General features: G+C 67.0%; 4 protein-coding genes. 2 read left to right on the top strand and 2 right to left on the bottom strand.

Annotation, left to right across the window (positions count from 1 at the left end):
- Together Q0O95_RS13585 and Q0O95_RS13580 are read right to left on the bottom strand one after the other, a co-directional pair.
- On the bottom strand, positions 1–728 hold a 728-nt coding region (locus Q0O95_RS13585), incomplete at its 3' end, for a histidine kinase dimerization/phosphoacceptor domain-containing protein (protein ID WP_293699749.1).
- Complete coding sequence (locus tag Q0O95_RS13580; protein WP_293699747.1) at positions 725–985, bottom strand: hypothetical protein; 261 nt, start codon at positions 983–985, stop codon at positions 725–727. The genes Q0O95_RS13585 and Q0O95_RS13580, both read right to left, overlap by 4 nt.
- A 203-nt stretch (positions 986–1,188) precedes the next feature.
- Between Q0O95_RS13580 and Q0O95_RS13575 the strand changes: the two genes are divergently transcribed.
- Together Q0O95_RS13575 and Q0O95_RS13570 are read left to right on the top strand one after the other, a co-directional pair.
- Positions 1,189–1,692 carry a hypothetical protein gene (locus Q0O95_RS13575; protein WP_293699744.1) on the top strand — a complete coding sequence of 168 codons (504 nt, stop codon included), beginning with the start codon at positions 1,189–1,191 and terminating at the stop codon, positions 1,690–1,692.
- 61 nt (positions 1,693–1,753) lie between these two features.
- On the top strand, positions 1,754–3,517 hold the full coding sequence (locus tag Q0O95_RS13570; RefSeq protein WP_366516498.1) for a gamma-glutamyltransferase: 1,764 nt from the start codon (positions 1,754–1,756) through the stop codon (positions 3,515–3,517).
- Positions 3,518–3,560: the final 43 nt, after the last annotated feature.

The raw sequence follows: 3,560 nt of genomic DNA, 5'->3' as shown, positions 1-3,560 counted from the left end.
GAATTGGCCAGGTCGCGAGCCTGCTCGATCGTCTGGGCAGTGAGACGTTGGATGTCCTCGAGCTCGGCGGCCGTGCGCTCGGGGTCGGTGGTCTGCAGCCTGGCTGCGACGGCCGCCTTCAGTTTGATGACGTGGAGCGTGTGCCCCTGGATGTCGTGCAGATCGCTCGCGAAGCGGAAACGCTCCTTGATGACGGCGAGCTCGGATTCCGTGCGGCGCATGGTTTCGAGCTCAGAAAAGAGTCGCCAGGTCACGTCGTTGAGCCAGAAGACGCCCGTGAACATGGCGGCGTACATGAGCGACGTCAGAAGGTAGTGCTCTGCGGCGTCCGGCCGCACGGCCGTGACGAGCAGACTGGACGCGGAAACCGCCAGCACGAACCCGACAGCGGCGATTGCCCGATGCTTCCGCATGGTTGCAATGGTGACGGCGACAGGGACGACGAGACCGATGAGCGACAGCGGCCCCATACCCAGCAGCAGGGCAGCAATCCACGTGAGTGCTCCGATCGCAACCGCGGGCAACAGCTGCACGATTGTCAGGCCGGTGCGCCACCGGCTTGCGGCCCAGGTCGCTACGGCCACGCTGGGAAGCTGGAGCGCACTGTGCCAGAGCGGGTCGGAGGCCACCAGCAGCTGCGTGATGCCGGCGACGGCGACGGCGATGACGGCCCCGATCGTGGTGATCTTCCGCATCCGCTGCACGGGGCGGGACTCGTGCACGTTCACAGGCCCTCCTCCTCGTTCGCCCCTCTTCGCTCGAGCACTCGCTCAGCCCAGCCGGCAATGAGTGCGGCGATCACGATAGTAGTGACGAGTGCTGCGATCAGCCAGCCGGAGGCGGGAGATCCGATCGCGGGGACGAGCTCGGAGATCCAGTCCGGCAGCATGTCGGCGGTGACGGGCAATAGGTCGAGCAGCATTACGAGGCTCGCGACGCCGGCGGCGGTGATCACGAGCAGCATCGCGTACTGGATCGTTCTCATGGCTGCTCCCTCCCGTTCGCGGGCGCGTCGACGGGCCACCGTTGTGTTCGTACATCCATATTCGACCCGAGCCGGCCGTTTCGATAGTGACACCGTGTCACACGCACGTCATGACACCGCGGCCCTACACGCGATGCGCGAGCACGGGGAGTCTGGATACGTACCAATCAGCGGCACCACCGCTCGACTCTAGGAGGCAGCTCGTGTTTTTCGACTTCGTCGGAGACCTATTCATTCAGCTCACGCAATTCGTCATGGGTCTTGACTCGTGGCTGCAGGTAGCGGCACTGCTGCTGGTCGGGGCGATCCCGTTCATCGAGTCGTACCTCGGCAGCTTCCTGGGCACGATCGTCGGAATCGACCCCTTCCTCGCCGTGCCTGCCGCCGTGATCGGCAATATCGTCTGCACTTTCGTGCTGATCGCCGTGGCGAGCGGTGTCCGACAGGCTGCGCGGCGCGGGCGCGAACGCCCGGAGCGTGAACTCACGCCGCGGCGGCAGAAAGTCGTGAAGTACCTCGAACGCTTCGGCGTTCCCGGCGTCGCACTGCTCGGCCCGTTCGTCATCGCGAGCCAGATCACTGCTCCTACGCTGATCGCCGTCGGCGCGAAGAAGTCGGCCGTCTATCTCTGGACGGGCATTTCGATCGCGGCCTGGGGCATCCTGTTCGGCTTCTTCGGCGAACTCGTCGTCATGTGGATGATGTAGTCGCCGTTCGGTGCTGGGATGATCGTTCGGGAGACGACACCGCCCGCGAAGGAGACACACCGTGTTCACAACACGACCAACACTGCAGGGAACGTTCGGCATGGTGGCCAGTACCCACTGGCTGGCCACCGCCTCGGCCATGGCGGTGCTCGAGGACGACGGCAATGCGTATGACGCGGCTGTCGCAGCCGCGTTCGTCTTGCACGTTGCCGAACCGCACCTGAACGGGCCGGGAGGAGACGCCCCCATCATCGCAGCACCCCGTGGCGAAGGGCCGACGGTCATCTGCGGCCAGGGACCGGCGCCCGCGGCAGCAAGCGCCGCCTCCTACAGGGCGATGGGGCTGACGTCCGTTCCCGGCACGGGTCTGCTGGCGGCCGCGGTACCCGGCGCATTCGATGCCTGGATGCTCCTGCTGCGCGACTACGGGACCAAGCGGCTCGGTGACGTGCTGCGGTTCGCAATCCACTACGCCGAGCACGGCGTGCCCATCGTCGAGAACATCGCGGCAGCCATCGCGGCGGTACGCGTGCGTTTCGAGGGGGAGTGGCACGAGTCGGCCGAGATCTATCTTCCGAACGGGGAGGTGCCGCGGCCGGGTGACCTGCTGCGAAACCCTGTTCTGGCGGCGACGTGGCGGCGGCTGCTGGACGAGTCGTCGGACGCAGACCGCATCGGTCAGATCGACCGCGCTCGCGAGACCTGGCACAGCGGGTTCATCGGCGAAGCGATCGAGGCGTCGATGCGCATGCCCGCGACCGACAGCACAGGGGTTGCGAGAGAGGGCGTCATCGAACGAGCAGACCTCGAGGCGTTCACCGCGAGCGTCGAGGCCCCGGTGACGTACCGCTGGCGCGATTGGACGGTGTGCAAGGGGGGCCCGTGGAGTCAGGGGCCGGTGTTCCTGCAGCAGTTGGCGCTCCTGCCGCAGCAGCTCGAATACGGCACTGCCGACTTCTATCACCGGCTGATCGAAGGTACCAAACTCGCGATGGCCGACCGCGAGGCCTGGTACGGCGATGCGCAGCCCGTACCGCTCGATGCACTGCTCTCCGACGCGTACAACGAACAGCGCCGAGCGCTCATCGATCGGGGCACGGCGTCCCGTGAGGTGCGACCGGGCTCGCCCGATGGGCGTACGCCGCGGCTCGTGCGGCACGAAAGCGTTGCCGGCACCGCGGCCGGCATCGGCGAGCCGACCGTTGCCGGCGACGAGGGAGCCAAGGGCGACACCTGCCACGTCGACGTCGTCGACCGCTGGGGCAACATGGTGTCGGCGACCCCGAGCGGTGGCTGGCTGCAGTCGAACCCCGTCATGGCCGGGCTCGGGTTCCCGCTCGGCACCAGGCTGCAGATGGCATGGCTCGAGGAAGGGCTGCCGAACACCTTGACACCGGGTCGACGTCCGCGCACAACGCTCACGCCGAGCCTCGCGATGCAGGGAGATGAAGCCGTGCTTGCCTTCGGTTCGCCGGGTGGTGATTCGCAGGATCAGTGGACGTTCCACACTTTTCTCGGCATCGCGCTGCGCGATCGGGTGCGCGGTGGTCTCGACCTGCAGGGCGCGATCGATCTGCCCGGTTGGCACGGCGAGGGATTCCCGGATTCGTTCTACCCGCACGATATGAAGCCGGCCGGTGTGACGTTCGAGAGCCGCGTCGGCGAAGACATCCTGGGCGAGCTGCGAGAGCGCGGTCACGACGTGACCGTCGGCGGGCCGTGGTCGGAGGGTCGCGTCTGCGCCGTCAGCCGTGATCCCCGAACGGGCGTGCTCGCGGCAGCTGCCAATCCGCGCGGGATGCAGGGGTACGCGGCAGGGCGCTGACGTCAGCCGTTGAACGCGTCGAGCCCCGCCACGAAATGTTGAC

The organism is uncultured Agrococcus sp. (genome assembly GCF_945915485.1).
Taxonomy (GTDB): Bacteria; Actinomycetota; Actinomycetes; order Actinomycetales; family Microbacteriaceae; genus Agrococcus.
The sequence above is the reverse complement of the archived record's forward strand: the minus strand, read 5'-3'. Positions and strand labels throughout refer to the sequence as shown.

Bases quoted from the DNA above. Each gene is read 5' to 3' on its own strand.
- Q0O95_RS13580 (WP_293699747.1), bottom strand. From the start codon at position 985: ATGAGAACGATCCAGTACGCGATGCTGCTCGTGATCACCGCCGCCGGC.